The organism is Bradyrhizobium sp. Kon69 (assembly GCF_055807515.1).
On the sequence record NZ_JBVVOS010000009.1, the window covers coordinates 111,695 to 125,361 of the forward strand.

General features: G+C 64.5%; 11 protein-coding genes. 4 read left to right on the forward strand and 7 right to left on the reverse strand.

The genetic code is table 11. The features are described from left to right. Positions 1-211 precede the first annotated feature (211 nt). The 4 genes from AC0L3U_RS14235 (at position 212) to AC0L3U_RS14250 (ending at position 7,192) form a co-directional block, all read left to right on the forward strand. On the forward strand, positions 212-1,231 hold the full coding sequence (locus AC0L3U_RS14235) for an SAM-dependent methyltransferase (protein WP_473362172.1): 1,020 nt from the start codon (positions 212-214) through the stop codon (positions 1,229-1,231). A 212-nt stretch (positions 1,232-1,443) separates the two neighbouring features. Beyond that, a complete protein-coding gene (locus AC0L3U_RS14240) occupies positions 1,444-2,634 on the forward strand; it encodes an efflux RND transporter periplasmic adaptor subunit (protein WP_473362173.1) in 1,191 nt (396 codons plus the stop codon). A gap of 6 nt (positions 2,635-2,640) precedes the next feature. Continuing rightward, entirely contained in the window at positions 2,641-5,793 is a 3,153-nt protein-coding gene (locus tag AC0L3U_RS14245; protein WP_473362174.1) for a multidrug efflux RND transporter permease subunit, read from the forward strand. A 262-nt stretch (positions 5,794-6,055) separates the two neighbouring features. After that, positions 6,056-7,192, forward strand: a complete 1,137-nt coding sequence (locus AC0L3U_RS14250) for an AAA family ATPase (protein WP_473362175.1) — start codon at positions 6,056-6,058, stop codon at positions 7,190-7,192. Positions 7,193-7,216: 24 nt separating this feature from the next. On the opposite strand, the gene AC0L3U_RS14255 is transcribed toward AC0L3U_RS14250, so the two are convergent. From AC0L3U_RS14255 to AC0L3U_RS14285, 7 genes are all read right to left on the reverse strand, one after another. After that, positions 7,217-8,002, reverse strand: a complete 786-nt coding sequence (locus AC0L3U_RS14255) for an inositol monophosphatase family protein (protein WP_473362176.1) — start codon at positions 8,000-8,002, stop codon at positions 7,217-7,219. Positions 8,003-8,087: 85 nt separating this feature from the next. Continuing rightward, on the reverse strand, positions 8,088-9,182 hold the full coding sequence (locus AC0L3U_RS14260) for a tetratricopeptide repeat protein (RefSeq protein ID WP_473362177.1): 1,095 nt from the start codon (positions 9,180-9,182) through the stop codon (positions 8,088-8,090). Between the two features lie 8 nt (positions 9,183-9,190). Then, on the reverse strand, positions 9,191-9,865 hold the full coding sequence (locus tag AC0L3U_RS14265; protein ID WP_473362178.1) for a thiamine phosphate synthase: 675 nt from the start codon (positions 9,863-9,865) through the stop codon (positions 9,191-9,193). 3 nt (positions 9,866-9,868) lie between these two features. Continuing rightward, the gene (locus AC0L3U_RS14270) at positions 9,869-10,909 is read right to left on the reverse strand and encodes a class I fructose-bisphosphate aldolase (protein ID WP_473362179.1); all 1,041 of its coding nucleotides are present in this window, start codon (positions 10,907-10,909) and stop codon (positions 9,869-9,871) included. Positions 10,910-11,170: 261 nt separating this feature from the next. Beyond that, the gene (fba, locus tag AC0L3U_RS14275; RefSeq protein ID WP_473362180.1) at positions 11,171-12,238 is read right to left on the reverse strand and encodes a class II fructose-bisphosphate aldolase; all 1,068 of its coding nucleotides are present in this window, start codon (positions 12,236-12,238) and stop codon (positions 11,171-11,173) included. Positions 12,239-12,305: 67 nt separating this feature from the next. Continuing rightward, positions 12,306-13,502, reverse strand: coding sequence for a phosphoglycerate kinase (locus AC0L3U_RS14280; protein WP_473362181.1), 1,197 nt, complete (start codon positions 13,500-13,502; stop codon positions 12,306-12,308). Further along, a complete protein-coding gene (locus AC0L3U_RS14285; RefSeq protein ID WP_247406375.1) occupies positions 13,499-13,657 on the reverse strand; it encodes a hypothetical protein in 159 nt (52 codons plus the stop codon). Before AC0L3U_RS14285 ends, AC0L3U_RS14280 begins: the two co-directional genes overlap by 4 nt. Between the last annotated feature and the right edge of the window lie 10 nt (positions 13,658-13,667).

Genomic DNA, 13,667 nt, shown 5'->3' on the forward strand with positions numbered 1-13,667 from the left:
CATCCGTTAACTTGCTTGCGGGGCGCACTATGGCACAGCGCCAGCCCAAAAAAAGCGCCGGATGCGCCGATTTCGAGGAGAGCTGGGGAACCCAAAGCTGAAACCGGGCTTTGGTATGGACGTACTTTCCAAATCGTCCGCATTCCACAGGTTCAAGTCGCACTTTTTCCCCTGCCGCCCAAGATCTGGCGCCCAAAGACGGAGTCGTCGCATGAGCGTCGTGTCCGCAATCATCGGGACTGCCGAACGGGTGCCTTTGCCTGATGTCGTGATCCGCGCGGCGATCCAGCGCCTGTGCTCGCGCACGGTGACGCGGCTGTCCGCGCTGGGCGGGGCCGACGATGCCGCCTTCGCCGGGCGGATGATGCTGCGGCCGATCGCCGAGGACCCGGATGCCGGGCATGACGAGGTGCCCGCTTCCTTCTTTGCGAAGGTGCTCGGTCCCAACCGCAAATACTCCTGCTGCTTCTACAAGACCGACGCGACCACCTTGCAGGAGGCCGAGGAGGAGGCGTTGCGCCAGACCGCCGAGCATGCCGCTCTCGCCGACGGCCAGACCATCCTCGAGCTCGGCTGTGGCTGGGGCTCGCTGTCGCTGTGGATGGCGCGGCAGTTTCCGCACGCCAAGGTGACGGCGGTGTCGAGTTCGCAGGCGCAGCGCACTTATATCGAAGAGGAGGCGCGGCTGCGCGGTCTCCTCAACCTGCGCGTGGTCACGGCGGACATCAACGTGTTCGCGCCCGACGGGCAATTCGACCGCATCGTTTCGGTCGAGATGTTCGAGCATGTGATGAACTGGCGCAAGCTGATGACGCGCCTGCGCGCGTGGCTCGCGCCGGAGGGGCGGTTCTTCATGCACATCGTCGCCCATCGCTCTGGCTCCCACCTGTTCGACCGGGCCGATCGCGACGACTGGATCGCGCAGCACGTCTCCACGGGCGGGCTGATGCCGAGCCATCACCTCGTCAGGCAATTCGACGATATCTTCACGGTCGAGAAGGAATGGTGCTGGAGCGGCACGCATTATCAGCGCACCGCCAACGACTGGCTCGCGAATTTCGACACGCATCGCTGTTTCATTGAAGCGGCCTTGCGCAACATCCATGGCGAGGAGACCGGCCTGCGGATGCGACGCTGGCGCTGGTTCTTTCTCGCGACCTCCGGCCTGTTCGGCTACGCCGACGGAACCGAGTGGGGCGTTAGCCACTATCGGATGAAGGCGGCGGGGTAATTGCGCTGTTCCGTCGCAGCACGCCGCGAGGGAACTCGATTCACGATCCGGTGACTTTCCGAAACACTCGTTTTTTGAACGGGATAGCTCGTGTGACAATGAGCCGCCCAAGCTCTCATTGCGTCGCAGCAAACACCGATTATTTTCCTTTTCAAATCAGACTGTCCGGAACTTCTTCGGAAGACCAGCGATAGAACGGGGCAACTACCCTTATGTCAGCACTTCACGCGCGATCCGCCTGCATGGCCATAATGCTCGCGGTCGCGGCACCGCTTCTTGCGGGCTGCGATGAATCAAACTCTGCGATCGTCCAGGCGCAACCGACCGAACCCGACGTCAGCGTGGTGACCGTAAGACCGCAGCCGCGCGCGGTGGTGCGGGAACTCCCTGGCCGGATCGCGCCGACGCGAGTCTCCGATGTTCGGCCCCGAGTTTCGGGTATCGTGGTTGAGCGCCTGTTCCATCAGGGCAGCGAAGTGAAAGCCGGCGATCCGCTCTACCGTATCGATCCGCGCCCGTTCGAGGTCGAGGTAAAGGCTAACGAAGCCGCGCTCGCCAAAGCGGAGGCTGGGCTGATGCAGTCCCAGCAACAGGCCCGCCGCATCGCCACGCTCACAGCCCAGCGCGCCGCGCCCGAAGCCGAGAACGAGAAGGCGATCGCGGCCGAGCGCCAGGCTCATGCCGAGGTCGAGGGCCGCAAGGCCGACCTTGCGCGGGCAAAGCTCAATCTCGACTACGCCACCGTGCGCGCGCCGATTGATGGCGTCGTCGGTGCGGCCCTGGTGAGCGAGGGCGCGCTCGTGGTCCAGAACGAGACGAATCTGGCCACCATTCAGCAGCTCGATCTGATCTACGCCGACTTCACCCAGTCGGTGAACGAGCTCCATCAGCTCCGCCGCGCCTTCGAGAGTGGCGATCTCGAACGTATTGCGCCCGGTGCGGTCAAGGTGCGTCTCGTGCTCGACGACAACACGATCTATCCGCTGAACGGCACGCTCCTGTTCTCCGATGCCAAGGTCGACGCCAACACCGGTCAGGTGACCTTGCGCGGTGAATTTTCCAATTCGAAGCGTGAATTGCTGCCTGGCATGTACGTTCGCGTACGAATCGAGCAGGGCATCGACAGCGACGCGATCGCGGTGCCGCAGCAGGCGATCCAGCGCAACGGCGGCGGCGGCAGCGAAGTCTTCGTCGTCAAGGACGATCACCGCGTCGCGGTACAACCGGTGCGCATCGGTTCGGCGCAAGACGGCTTCTGGTTCGTCACCGAGGGCCTGAAGGCCGGTGACAGGGTCGTGGTGGAAGGCTTCCAGAAGTTCGCAGCTGGCGACAAGGTCAAGCCGCAATCCTGGGCCGAGGCCGAAGCCATCGTGGAAAGTCAACGCGCACAGATGATGCAGTAAAGCATCATGGCGAGCTTCTTCATCGACAGGCCGATCTTCGCCTGGGTGGTCGCGCTGTTCATCTGTCTGGTCGGCGCAATTTCGATTCCGCTGTTGCCGATCGCGCAGTACCCGATCATCGCGCCGCCCTCGATCTCGATCTCGACCAGCTATCCCGGCGCCTCGCCGGAAAACCTCTACAACAGCGTCACGCGGCTGATCGAGGAGGAGCTCAACGGCGCCTCCGGCATCCTCAATTTCGAATCGACCAGCGACTCGCTCGGCCAAGTCGAGATCATCGCCAATTTCCAGCCGGGCACAAACACCAACGACGCCTCGGTGGAGGTGCAGAATCGCATCAAGCGGGTCGAGGCGCGCCTGCCGCGCGCGGTGATGCAACAGGGCATCCTGGTCGAGGAAGCTTCCAGTGCGGTGCTCCAGATCATCACGCTAAGCTCGACCGACGGAAGCCTGGACGAGGTTGGCCTCGGCGACTTCATGATCCGCAACGTGCTCGGCGAGATCCGCCGCATCCCCGGCGTCGGCCGCGCCACGCTGTATTCGACGGAACGTAGCCTGCGCGTCTGGGTCGATCCGGCCAAGCTGGTCGGTTATGGGCTGACCGCCGACGACGTCAACAAGGCCATTGCCGCGCAGAACGCGCAGGTCGCTTCCGGCAGCATCGGCGCCGAGCCGTCGACCTCGACCCAGCGCACCTCCGCGCTGGTGCTGGTCAAGGGCCAGCTCTCGTCTCCGGATGAATTCGGCACCATCATCCTGCGCGCCAATGCCGACGGCTCGACCGTGCGCCTGCGCGACGTCGCGCGCATCGAGGTCGGCGGCCTCAGCTACCAGTTCAACACCCGTCTCGACGGCAAGCCGACCGCCGGTCTGTCCGTGCTGATGTCGCCGACCGGCAACGCGCTGGCGACCGCGAGCGCCGTCGAAGAGAAGATGAAGGAGCTGTCGCGCTTCTTCCCGGCCAACATCTCCTACGAGATCCCCTACAACATCACGCCCGTGGTCGAGGCCTCGATCAAGAAGGTGCTGTCGACGCTGGTCGAAGCCGTGGTGCTGGTGTTCGTGGTGATGTTCCTGTTCCTGCAGAACATCCGCTACACCATCATCCCGACCATCGTGGTGCCGGTGGCGCTGCTGGGCGCCTGTACCATTCTGCTGCTCGCCGGCTACTCCATCAACATGCTCTCGATGTTCGGCATGGTGCTCGCCGTCGGCATCCTGGTCGACGATGCCATCGTCGTGGTCGAGAACGTCGAACGCATCATGAGCGAGGAGGGGCTGCCGCCGAAGGAGGCGACGCGCAAGGCGATGTCGCAGATATCGGGCGCCATCATTGGCATCACGCTGGTTCTGATGGCGGTGTTCGTGCCGATGGCGTTCTTCCCGGGCTCGGTCGGCATCATCTACCGCCAGTTCTCCGTGACCATGGTCGCCGCGATCGGCTTCTCCGCCTTCCTCGCGCTGTCGCTGACGCCGGCGCTGTGTGCGACGCTGCTCAAGCCCGTCGCTGCCGGCCACGGTCACGCCAAGAGAGGCGTGTTCGGCTGGTTCAACCGCATGCTCGACCGCAGCAAGGAGGGTTATTCCAGCACCGTCGGCTTCTCGCTGAAGCGCACGGGACGCTTGATGCTGGTCTATGTCGCGCTGCTCGCCGGCCTGTCCTGGGCCTTCGTCAATCTGCCCGGCGGCTTCCTGCCCGTCGACGACCAGGGCTTCGTCACCACCGACGTGCAGACGCCGTCGGATTCGTCCTACGGCCGGACCGAGGCGGTGATCGAGAAGGTGGAAAAATACCTGGCGCAGCGCCCGGGCGTCGACAACGTCACCTTCCTCACCGGCTTCAGCTTCTCCGGCCAGGGCATGAACACCGCGCAGGCCTTCATCACCCTGAAGGACTGGTCGGAACGCGGGCCGAAGGATTCGGCAGCGGCCATCGTCAATGACATCAACCGCGATCTGGGATCCTCGATCCGCGACGCAAAAATCTCCGCGCTGCAGCCGCCGCCGATCGACAATCTCGGCAACTCCTCGGGCTTCTCGTTCCGGCTCCAGGACCGCGGCCAGAAGGGCTATACGGCGTTGATGCGCGCCGCCGACCAGCTGATCGCGGAGGCCAATGCCAGCGCCGTGCTGCAGAAGGTCTATGTCGAAGGCCTGCCCGAGGCCGGCGTCGTCAATCTCGTGATCGACCGCGAAAAGGCCGGCGCCTTCGGCGTCACCTTCGAGGACATCAACAACACGATCTCGACCAATCTCGGCTCGAACTACATCAACGACTTCCCGAACCGCGGTCGCATGCAGCGCGTCGTGGTGCAGGCCGATGCCCGCGACCGCATGCGGACCGAGGACATCCTCAACTACAACGTCAAGAACAGCCGCGGCCAGCTCGTGCCGTTCTCGTCCTTTGCCACCGTGGAATGGGCGCGCGGCCCGACGCAGATCGCCGGCTTCAATTATTATCCGGCGGTGCGCATCTCCGGCGAGGCGAAACCCGGCTTCACGTCGGGCGATGCCATCGCCGAGATGGAACGGCTCGCCGGCAAGCTGCCGCGCGGCTTCGGCTATGAATGGACCGGGCAGTCGCTCCAGGAGAAGCTGTCGGGCTCGCAGGCGCCATTCCTGCTCGGGCTCTCGGTGTTCGTGGTGTTCCTGTGCCTCGCCGCACTGTACGAGAGCTGGACCATTCCGCTGGCGGTGCTGCTCACCGTGCCGCTCGGCATCGTCGGCGCGGTGGTCGCGGCGATGCTGCGCGGGCTGCCCAACGACGTCTATTTCACCGTCGGCCTGATCACCATCATCGGTCTTGCGGCAAAGGATGCGATCCTCATCATCGAGTTCGCCAAGGATCTGCGCAAAGAAGGCAAGCCGCTGGTAGACGCCACCATCGAGGCCTGCCGCCTGCGCTTCCGCCCGATCCTGATGACCGGCCTCGCCTTCATCTGCGGCGTGCTGCCGATGGCCATCGCCCATGGCGCCGGCGGCGCCAGCCAGCAGGCGCTCGGCAGTGTCGTGATGGGCGGCATGATCGCGGTGGTGATCCTGGCGCTGCTGATGGTGCCGGTGTTCTTCGTCTCGGTGCAGCGCGTGCTGGGCGGGGATCGGGAGAAGGTGGCGAAGGAGGCCGAGATGTACGGGCCGCCCGCGCCGGCCAAGCTGTAAGGTGAGGTGTCATGCCCCGCGAAGGCGGGGCATCCAGTACGCCGCGGCCTTTCCGTACCCAACAGATGTCTCTGGAATACTGGATCATCCGCCTTCGCGGATGATGACAGTCGGATTTGCGCTGGTGAGAGTCGGCCATTGAACACCGGATCGGTCGGCTTGATTTCTCGGAGGCCTCAATCCAGACTGCATCCCTGGATTGAAACAACGTATTCGCACCCCGTCCGCGAATGCACAGGCGCCCGCCGATCGAGAGCACGTCATGCGTCCGACCGACATTGCGATCTCGAACTATCGCTCCATTCGGCGGCTCTCCATACCCATCCACCCCCTATCGGTGTTTGTCGGCGAAAATGGCGTCGGCAAATCCAATCTCTACAAGTCCTTGTCGCTGTTGCGCGACGCGGCGACCGGTCAAATCACCCGCACGATCGCCGATGAAGGCGGATTGAATTCGGTCTGCTGGTCCGGCATTCGCAAAAAAGGCGAAGACGGGCGGCTGCGGCTGTCGGCCACATTCGACAGCATGAGATATTCCATCGAGCTCGGGTTTCCGAGCCCGCTTCAGGCCGCGTTTTCCGGCGAGCCGATGATCAAGGCCGAAACGATCGAAACGACGCGCGGCAAACGCACGGTCAAGCTGATGGAGCGGGTCAATTCGCTCATCAGCGTCCGCGGCGAGAGCGGCGCCTGGATCGCTCACAAGGATGCGGTGCTGCCGTCAGAGACCGCGCTTGCGGCTTTTTCCGATGGCAAGCAGTGCCCGGAAATCGACCTGATCAGAAATGCGATGCTCGGCTGGCGATTCTATCATGATTTTCGCACTGATCCTGCGTCGCCGATACGAAAGCCGTGTCTCGCGATCGCGACGCCCTCGCTCAGCGCCGATGGCATCGATTTGGCTGCCACCCTGGCGACCCTCTATGTCATTCGGGAAGACGCCAACGACCTGCAGGACGCAATCCAGGATGCATTCCCGGGCGCCGAACTCCGCGCATGGGAAGAAAACGGCAGGTGTGAATTCGATCTGCAATTGCCGGATATGCCGCGGCCGTTCAGGGCTCATGAACTATCCGATGGGACGCTGAAATACATCTGCCTGCTCGCGGTGTTCATGGGTTACCGGCTGCCGCCGTTCATTGCGCTGAACGAACCCGAGACCAGCCTGCATCCGTCGCTGCTGGCGCCGCTGGCCCGGCTCATCGCCAAGGCATCGCGCCGCGCCGACATCTGGATCGTCACCCATTCGGAACAGCTGATGGACGCACTGCGAAGCGAGAGCTCGATCCCGCTCCGCCGGGTCATCAAGTCGAAAGGCGCCACGGCCATCGAGGGCCTGACCATCGGCGGTGAATATCGCGACGAGGAAGATGACGAGGACGAGGACGACGATTCTTGAACGTCGCCGTCGAACTGCTGCACCCTACTTCCGCAAAATCTTCACCAATTCCCCGTGCACGAATTCATTCCCGCACACGACATGCCCGGTCACCAGGGCATCGCCCGGCGTGTCGATGTCGGTGACCGTGCCGCCCGCTTCGCGCAGCATGATTATGCCGGCGGCGACGTCCCAGGATTGCAGATTGCGTTCCCAGTAGCCGTCGAGGCGGCCGGCGGCGACGAAGGCGAGGTCGAGGGAAGCGGCGCCGAAGCGGCGCAGGCCGGCGACGCGCTCCTGCATCGCGGTCATCTCGCGGCGGAATTCCTCGTGGTCGCCCCGGCCGATATGGGGCAGGCCGCAAGCCACCACGCATTCGTTGAGCTGGCGGCGGCCGGCCACGCGCAGGCGCTGGTCGTTGAGGAAGGCGCCCTTGCCGCGCTCGGCGATGTAGAGCTCGTCATTGGCGGGATTGTAGATCACGCCGGCGATGATCGTGCCCTCGCGCGAAAGCCCGATCGAGATCGCGAATTGCGGGATGCCGTGCAGGAAGTTGGTGGTGCCGTCGAGCGGATCGACGATCCAGGTGTGGCTTTTGTCGGAGCCTTCGCGCGTGCCGCCTTCCTCGCCGATGAAGCCGTAACCGGGCCGCGCCTTGGCGAGGTCCTGGTAGAGAATCTCCTCGGCGCGCTTGTCGGCCAGCGAGACGAAATTCGCCGGTCCCTTCAGCGAGACCTGGAGATGCTCGATCTCGCCGAGATCGCGCTTGAGGCTGCGGCCGGCGCGGCGCGCGGCCTTGACCATGACGTTGATAGTTGCGGAATACAGCATGAGCTTCCGGTCTTGATCGGGGGAAATGGCGTGAAATCGCGCCTGTTTGAGGGATGGGGTGCCCTGCGGGGGCCTCAACGTCAAGTCATTTGGCCCCGAGCCATTTCTTGGCGGCGGCCTCGGCCTTGGCCCGGTCCTCGGCCGGCAAATCGGACAATTGCTTGTCCAGCTCCGGATCGCCCTTGCCGGCGGTCTTGGCCACCAGATGCCATTTGAAGCCCTCGACCTTGTCCACGGCCGTGCCCATGCCGTTGATCAGCACCCAGGCCAGCCGGTTCTGCGCGATCGCGCTGCCCTGGCGGGAGGCCTTGCGGAGCAGGGCTACGGCCGCCGGCTGATTCTTCGGCGTGCCGGTGCCGTTGAACAGCGCGATGGCGTATTCGACCTCGGCATCGACATTGTCGGTCAGCGTGGCGACCTGGAGCAGACGCACCGCCCGTTCCAGGTCCTTCGGCACGCCTGTGCCTTCCTTGTAGAAGGTCGCGAGCGCGTATTGCGCTTCGGGCAGGCCGGCATCAGCCGCCTGGCGCAGCAGCTCGGCGGAGCGCTTGACGTCCTGCGGCAGGGTCTGGCCGTCGAGATAGAGCAGCGCGAGGTTATAGGCCGCCTTGGGCTCGCCGAGCTTGGCGGCGGACGCCATCAGCTTGACCGCCTCGTTCTTGTCGACCGGGCCGCCACGGCCGGACATCCTGAGCATGGCGAGCGCAAACATCGCCTCGCGGTCGCCTGCGTCGGAGGCGCGCTTGTACCATTGCAGCGCCTTGGCATAGTCGCGCCGGATGCCCATGGCGTTGGAATAGAGCTCACCCAGCATGGTCATCGCCTTGGCATCGCCGGTCTCGGCACGAGCGGTGGCGAGTTCGAAGGCGGTCTTGTATTGACCGCGCTGATAGGCGCCGAACACCAGATCGACGTTGGGATTGTCGGCCGGAGGCGCCGGAATCACGGTCGCGGCCGGAGCAGGCTTTGAGGACGCTGAAGGTTTGGGGGAGGCTGAAGGTTTGGGTGCCGGCGCCGCTTCCTTCTTCTTGGTGATGGTGTGCGGCGTGGCCTTCGGCTTGTCCTTGGTTTTCTCGGCCGAAGGGTTCGGCGTTGCAACCGGTGGCGTGATCTGGAGCTGCGCGGCCGCGGGCACTGTGAGCAGCAGCGTGGCCAGGATGGTGATGCGCGGGAGCTTCATGACGGGCGCTAGCCGTGCTCCTGTTCTGCAAGCGCAGTCGCATGAGCCTTCTTGATCGCAGCGTCGGCCTCGATCATCGCCGCCTTGGGTCCGCGCGGATCGGCCCAGATGAAGTCGCCCACCAGCACGAAGTCGGCGCCGCTGGCGGCGAATTCGTGGGCCTCCTCCAGCGACATGGCAAAGCCGACGCAGGGCGGCTCGAACAGCTCGGCCCACCAGTCCAGCCGCTCGGCAATCGCCTGCGACGACGGCCGCTGGCCTTTTGCGTCGGGCTCGCCGAACAGCACGTAATCCGCTCCGATCTCGCCCGCATCCATGGAATGGTGCCGCGTCGTCAGCCCGCCGACGCCGGCGATGCGATCGGGCTTCAGCGATGGCAGCGCCTCCTTCAGCGCGGCGATGCCTGGCAGGTGCGCGCCGTCGGCGCCGCCGCGTGCGACGAGCTCAGGATGGCCGTCGACGAGCAGGGCCGCGCCCGCTTTCTGAACCGGCGGCGCGAAGGCCTTGATCCGGGAGATCATGGTGCGCTGATCGGTCACCTTCAGCCGCAACAGCACGGCCGCGACGTCGGCGGCGGCGAGCAGGCTGGGCAGCTCGACCAGAAGCGAAGCGGGATCATCGACGACGGGCGTCGCGAGATAAAGGCGCGGCGCCGGGCGCGGCGGAGGAGATTTGTTCGACAAGATCTAGGCTGCTTTCTGTTCCAGGCCGCTTTGCCATTCGCCCTTGGATGCGAGGCCGTTCATGCGCGCGCGATGACTGAATGCGTTTTGTCCGGCTGCGACGTTCTCGGCCTTGCCGGACCAGGCCTTCTGCGGCGCGGCCTGGAGGGCGCGACCATAGGAGAAAGTCAGGCCCCAGGGCAGCGGGCCGAGCTTGTGCATCGCGTTGAGGTGCGCCGTTGCCTCTTCATCCGACTGGCCGCCGGAAAGGAAGGCGATGCCGGGCACCGCCGCGGGCACGCACGCCCTAAGCAGCCGTATCGTCTTCTCCGCGACCTCCTCGACGGAAGCCTGCTTCGGGCATTTCTTGCCGGAGATGGCCATGTTCGGCTTCAGCACCATGCCCTCGAGCGCGACGCGCTGCACTCGCAATTCCTGGAAGGTCTTGTTGAGCACACGGCTCGTCACCTCATAGCAACGATCGATGTCGTGATCGCCGTCCATCAGCACTTCGGGCTCGACGATCGGCACGATCTGCGCGGCCTGGCACAGCGCTGCATAACGCGCCAGCGCGTGGGCGTTGACGCTGATCGCGGTCATCGAGGGGATGCCCCGGCCGTCAGTGCCACTGCCGATGTCGATCACCGCGCGCCATTTGGCGAAACGCGCGCCGCGCTCGTAATATTTCTTCAAGCGCTCGGCGAGCTTGTCGAGCCCGACGGTGACGAGTTCTCCCGGGCACATCGGCAGGGGTTGCGTGCCTTCGTCGACCTTGATGCCGGGAATGGCGCCGCTACTCTCGATCAGCTTGACCAGGGGCGTGCCGTCCTTTGCGTTCTGCCAGATCGTCTCGTCGTAGAGGATGACGCCGGAGATGTGCTGGTTCATCGCGTCCTTCGAGCGGAACAGCATCTCACGATAGTCGCGGCGGTTCTCCTCGGTCGATTCCACGCCGATCGCGTCGAAACGCTTCTTGATGGTGCCGGAGGATTCGTCCGCGGCAAGGATGCCCTTGCCGGGCGCGACCAGAGCGGTCGCGATCCTGTTGAGCTCAGTCAGATTCATCGAGATGTCCTCCCAAAACGATTCTGCCCTTGCCGGTGAAAATAGACCGTTCTCGGGCAAATGCCGAGTTAACGTTCGTCGCAGGGTAAGGGGGGAGGGGCCTGTTACCTCGCCCCGCTTGCGGGGAGAGGTCGGATCGCCCTTGCGATCCGGGTGAGGGGGTACGGGTCCCGCAGTCATCTCATCTGCGGAGAGAGCCCCTCACCCCAACCCTCTCCCCGCGAAGGGCGGGGCGAGGGAGACGACAGAGCGTGCCGGACTTCACGCCACCTTCGGGGCGAGCTCGCCCTTGGCGTAGCGCTTGGCCATCTCGGCTGTGGTCAGCACCTTCTTGATCTTGGAGGCTTGCCCTGCGGTATTGAATTCCTGGAGCCGCTGCTTGCACAGCTTGGTCATCGCTTCCATCGCGGGCTTCAGGTATTTGCGCGGGTCGAACTCTTCCGGATTGTCCTTGAGCACCTTCCGGATCTGGCCGGTCATCGCCATGCGGTTGTCGGTGTCGATGTTGATCTTGCGCACGCCGTTCTTGATGCCGCGCTGGATCTCGGCGACAGGCACGCCCCAGGTCGGCTTCATCTTGCCGCCATAGGCGTTGATGATGTCCTGGAGGTCCTGCGGCACCGACGAGGAACCGTGCATGACGAGATGCATGTTCGGCAGCTTGCGATGGATCTCCTCGATCACGTTCATGGCGAGGATGTCGCCGTCGGGCTTGCGGGTAAATTTGTAGGCGCCGTGCGACGTCCCCATCGCGATCGCGAGCGCGTCGACCTGGGTCTCCTGGACGAACTTCACGGCCTCGTCCGGATTGGTGAGGAGCTGGTCGTGGCTGAGCTTGCCCTCGGCACCGTGGCCGTCTTCCTTGTCGCCCATGCCGGTCTCGAGCGAGCCGAGCACGCCGAGCTCGCCCTCGACCGAGATGCCGCCGAGATGGGCCATGTCGGTCACGGTCTTGGTCACCCCGACATTGTAGCCCCAGTCGCCGGGGGTCTTGCCGTCAGCCTTGAGCGAGCCGTCCATCATGACCGAGGTGAAGCCGGCCTGGATCGCGGTCATGCAGGTCGCCGGCTCGTTGCCGTGGTCGAGATGCACGCAGACCGGAATGTGCGGATAGATCTCGGTCACCGCGTCCATCATGTGCTTGAGCATGATGTCGTTGGCGTAGGAGCGCGCACCGCGCGAGGCCTGGATGATGACGGGCGCGTCGACCTGGTTGGCCGCGTCCATAATCGCCAGCGCCTGCTCCATGTTGTTGATGTTGAAGGCCGGGACGCCGTAATCGTTCTCCGCCGCATGGTCGAGCAATTGACGCAACGTGATCCGAGCCATCTGTGTTGTTCTCCCGTTTGGGCCTGCAAGGCCACTGCTTGAAGGCGGCTGACGACTTGCCGACCGATTACTTGGTGCGCAGAACTTCGACGCCGGGCAGGGGCTTGCCTTCCATCCATTCAAGAAATGCGCCACCGGCGGTCGAGACATAGGTGAACTGACCGGCCACATGGGCCTGGTTGAGGGCCGCCACGGTGTCGCCGCCGCCCGCGATCGAGACCAGCTTCTTGGCCTTGGTGCGCTCGGCGGCATGCTTGGCGGCGGACATCGTGCCGCGGTCGAACGGCTGCATCTCGAACGCACCGAGCGGTCCGTTCCAGACCAGCGTCGCCGCATCGTCGATCGCAGCATGAACACGCGCGATCGACTGCGGACCGACGTCGAGGATCATGCCGTCGGCCGGGATCGCGTCGAGGCCATAGGCGTGCGACGGTGCGTTGGCCGCGAAATGATAGGCGACGGTGGCGTCGACCGGCAGGATGATGGCGCAGTTGGCGGCTTCCGCCTTTTCCATGATGCGCAGCGCCGTCGCGGCGAGATCCTTCTCGGCCAGCGACTTGCCGATGCCGACGCCCTGGGCGTGCAGGAAGGTGTTGGCCATGCCGCCGCCGATCACCAGCGCGTCGACCTTGGTCACCAGGTTTTCGAGCAGGTCGATCTTGGTCGAGACCTTGGCGCCGCCGATGATGGCGATGACGGGCTTGGTCGGCGAGCCCAGCGCCTTCTCCAGCGCGACCAGCTCGGCCTGCATGGTGCGGCCGGCATAGGCGGGCAGTTTGTGGCCGAGGCCTTCGGTCGAGGCGTGGGCGCGGTGCGCGGCCGAGAACGCGTCATTGACCCAGATGTCGCCGAGTTTTGCGAGCTCCGCGACAAAGGCCGGATCGTTCTTCTCTTCCTCTTTGTGGAAGCGGGTGTTTTCCAGACAGAGGATGTCACCGTCCTTCAGCGCCGCCACGGCCTTGACCGCGGGCTCGCCGATGCAGTCGTCGGCGAAGGCGACGGGCTTCTTCACCACCTTCGACAGCGCCTCGGCAACGGGCTTGAGCGAGTCCTTGCCATCGCGCCCTTTCGGCCGGCCGAAATGCGCGAGCAGGATGACCTTGCCGCCCTTCTCCGAGATTTCGGTGATGGTCGGCGCGACGCGCTCGAGCCGGGTCGCGTCGCTGACGCGCCCGTTCTCCATGGGCACGTTGAGGTCGACGCGCAGCAGCACGCGCTTGCCCTTCACATCGACGTCGTCGAGGGTGCGGAATTTGTTGGTCACGAGGGATCCCCTGAACCGCCTTGGGTAATGTTGGGCCAGTCCTCGATCTTCCGATCCGGATCGGGCTTGATCTTCGAGCCCGATCGCAAGAACAGGAACAACAGGCCGCCCATCAACGCCAAGAGGAGCGCGAGGGCGACGAGTTGCGAGGTCATGGCGTTCTCC